Consider the following 2817-nt stretch of genomic DNA (forward strand, 5'->3'; position numbering starts at 1 on the left):
CAGATAATGTTTTTGCCATAAGCTGCTGCTTTCTGTTGGATTGTTTTTAACAGTTCGGGTTGGTCGAGTAATTCATTTAAGGTATTGACCAAACCATCCTCGTCCTTAAAATCGAAAAGACGGCCTTTATTTTCGGTAAGCAATTCTGCAGCGTGCCAGTACGGTGTTGAAACTACGGCGCATCCCGAACCCATGGCATAAGTTAATGTGCCACTTGTAATCTGGGCTTCATTGACATAAGGCGTAATATAAATATCGCACGCCGCTAAATATTTGAATAATTCTTTTTCTTCTACAAATTCATTAAGCAAAAGCACATGGTGGCTGAGTTTTAGGTTTTTTATGAGCAGTTGAAGGTAGTTTCGGTATTCCTCACCAGCACTTCTAAACACATTTGGATGTGTTTTTCCCAGAACGAGATAAAAAACTTCGGGATGTTTTTCAATGATTTTTGGCAATGCTTTGATGACCGTTTCAATACCTTTATTGCGTCCTACAAAACCAAAGGTGAACAGTAGTTTTTTATTATTTAGTTTAAGTTCTGTTCTGCTTTTTTCCTTGTCATAATGAAAATCGGGAAGACCATGTTCAATTTTAATGATTTTTGAGGATGGCACTTCATAAATATCTTTAAGAAACTGAATGGCTTTATTGCTCATGACAACCAATCTGTCAGACATCTTGCAAATTTGCTTTAGTATGGCTTTTTCGTTGTACGAAGGCGTTTCAAGGATGGTATGCAGGGTTGAAATGAGTGGAATATTTAGACGATGTAAAAGCGGCAAAATATAAACACCACTTTGTCCGCCATATATTCCAAATTCGTGCTCTAAAATACAAACTTCAGCGCCACTTCTATTGATGTAATCTGCGGCAGCCAAATAATCAGATTGATGATCTTGTTGGATGGTTAATTTAACTTCGGAAGGAAAAACATAGGTTTCATGATCATTGGTCATTGCGATTACAATGATTTCATTTTCATGGTTTTGTATATTTTTCATGGCATGTGCAAGGCTATGCGTAAACGTGCCAATACCGCATTGTCGTGGTGGATATGTAGCTACAAAAGCAATTTTCATTTTCTTTTGGAATTAAATTATATAAATCATAAACTTTATTGAACTGTGGAAAATTAAATATGTTGCTGTCTAGTTTATAATGTAATTTTTTGGTTTATTTCTGACGAATTTCATCAAAAAATGGTGTACTTTTTTTTTCAACGCACGTTGCGGCATAGAGATAATTTGACGCACTCCAAGTTTGCCAATCCTGACCCATGGGTGCACCGGTTTGTGATTTATACCATTCATTAAAACTAAATTCAAGTTGGTTGTTTCTGCCGTTTTTTATGAGATGGGTCAATGCTAAAAGTTTTCTTTCGGCCAAATCAAACTCTTCAATGGCAACAAGTGCAGCAATATAAAAACTGCTAATAAAGGGCCAAATCCCACCATTATGGTAATCACCAGGCTTATTAAAATCGTAATATCTTGGCAACCAATCTTCATCATCAGGTTGTATAAAAGGGAAAAAATTAGGGGTAACATCTACTATTAAATCTTCGGATTGTTGCATCAGTTCGCATTCATTTTCTATCCATGTAACCATGTGTTTGGATTTTTCTTTTGATGCTAATCCTGAAAGCATAGCGATGCTATTTCCCAATAAATCAAACCGATTGTTACTATAAACCTTATAGGACCATAAGGCAAAATAAGGTTTGTCCTTAATGGCAAGTCCTTCATGTGGGCAACTTTGTGTTTTATCAGACGCATAAGTTAATTGGTTAATGGCATTTCCCAAATTTTCAGCATCTTTCTGCTTTCCAACAAACTTCATCCCCGAATAAGTCAGTGCATTTACAAAAAGCCCATAGCCTAATACCCATTGCTCATCGCGCCAATCGCTGGTAGGTTGTTGTGCAATTAAATAATGACTGGTAGGACATTGGAATTCCATCCAAATCAAGGCTTTTTCAACGGCGTCTTTCAAAAAATTAGGCTCGCCAAGAAGTGTTCTAAGAATTCCGGCTGCCGTCAGAAAAAGAGGTGTGGTATCACTAGATCCTGTGTTTTTTTGGTCATTTACAAGAGAAGGGATTTGTCCATTTTCGGTCTGATTTTTAGCTAATGTCAAAGCCACGTTTTTGATGCTTTCAAGGAGTTGCGGATTCTGGCTCACTCCAATTCCCAATGTCGAAATTAAAAGATCTCTGGTATAGGGTTCGGGATAGCCCCATCCTGCGGTTCGGGGTAAATTGGCAACGGTTCCGTGCGCATTGTGCAAAAGCACGTCTATGGCCGCTTTTTTAGCGCTTTTTATTAAATTTTTATCCTCAGTTTTCATTTTAAACTTATTTTATTCCCAATCGGTCTTCTAAAATTTGAAGAAATTTTTTCGTCACTACTTTGTAGTCAAAATGTTCTACAGCACGTTGTCGTCCGGCATTTCCCATGTTTATCCTTAGGTTTTTATCTTCCATAAGTTGCAGTAGATATTTAGCTATGTCGTTAACATTAGCTCTATAATCGACGGTTCTTGGTGTTGTAAATGCAATTTTCCTATTGGTTTCAAAACCCGATTCTTCGCCTAAAGTAACTTCGTTAACAACAATTCGTTGTGCCACATCCGCTAAAAAAGCAGTTTCACCATCAATTAAAGTATCCAACATTCCCATGGCTTTTATGCCGATAACAGGTTTGCCACAGGCACCCGCTTCTACTTGTGGCATTCCAAAACCTTCAAGACGCGATGGTGCTGCATAAATATCGCAAGCAGCCATTAAATACGGCATAAAATTTCTCGAAACGGTAT

The 2817-nt window shown here is 37.5% G+C and carries 3 protein-coding genes; all 3 read right to left on the reverse strand.

Annotated elements, in window-relative coordinates:
• A partial coding sequence (locus VNJ50_RS10280; protein WP_325581549.1) for a glycosyltransferase family 4 protein occupies window positions 1–1082 on the reverse strand: 1082 nt, incomplete at its 3' end.
• 94 nt (window positions 1083–1176) lie between these two features.
• On the reverse strand, window positions 1177–2349 hold the full coding sequence (locus VNJ50_RS10285; RefSeq protein ID WP_325581551.1) for a glycoside hydrolase 100 family protein: 1173 nt from the start codon (window positions 2347–2349) through the stop codon (window positions 1177–1179).
• Window positions 2350–2356: 7 nt separating this feature from the next.
• Window positions 2357–2817 (reverse strand): glycosyltransferase (locus VNJ50_RS10290; RefSeq protein ID WP_325581553.1); only part of this gene is annotated, 461 nt, incomplete at its 5' end.

It is taken from the genome of Gelidibacter sp. (assembly GCF_035577925.1).
Taxonomy (GTDB): Bacteria; Bacteroidota; Bacteroidia; order Flavobacteriales; family Flavobacteriaceae; genus Gelidibacter.

Bases quoted from the DNA above. Each gene is read 5' to 3' on its own strand.
- VNJ50_RS10285 (WP_325581551.1), bottom strand. From the start codon at position 2,349: ATGAAAACTGAGGATAAAAATTTAATAAAAAGCGCTAAAAAAGCGGCC.